This is a genomic window from Neisseria sp. P0021.S007 (genome assembly GCF_051956855.1).
In genome coordinates this window covers 1-514 of record NZ_JBQCXA010001221.1, presented here as the reverse complement: position 1 = coordinate 514, position 514 = coordinate 1, and the positions used below count along the sequence as shown (strand labels likewise).

Annotated in this window: 1 protein-coding gene; it reads left to right on the top strand. The window is 56.4% G+C overall.

Features of this window, described 5'->3' with window-relative positions:
* Positions 1-435, top strand: a 435-nt coding sequence (locus ACTHUR_RS18405) for a M23 family metallopeptidase (RefSeq protein WP_440400209.1), incomplete at its 5' end; no start/stop codon positions are given.
* Between the last annotated feature and the right edge of the window lie 79 nt (positions 436-514).

The following is a 514-nucleotide window of genomic DNA, read 5'->3' as shown; positions in this document are numbered from 1 at the left end:
CCGGTTCTGCATACCGTCCGTATGCACACCGGTATCGACTATGCCGCGCCGACCGGTACGCCGATTAAGGCCGCTGCCGACGGCGAAGTGATTTTCAAAGGTTGGAAAGGCGGTTACGGCAATACCGTGATGATTCGCCATGCCAACGGTGTGGAGACCCTGTACGGCCACATGAGCGCATTCAGCCCTGCCGACGGCAGAGTCCGCGCCGGCGAAGTGATTGGTTTTGTGGGTACAAGCGGCCGTTCGACCGGTCCGCACCTGCACTACGAAGCACGTGTCAACGGCCAGCCGGTCAACCCGACTACCGTCGCCTTGCCGACGCCGAAATTGACCCCGACCAATATGGCCGCGTTCCGCAAACAGCAAAAAGATGCCAGCACGATGTTGTCTACCATCCGCTCTTTGCCGGTTTCCGTAGCGCAGCTGGATTAAATAAGGTAAAGGCCGTCTGAATAAGATTTCTTTCAGACGGCCTTTCCTATTAAAATCGATATCCTCATCAAGCCTACGT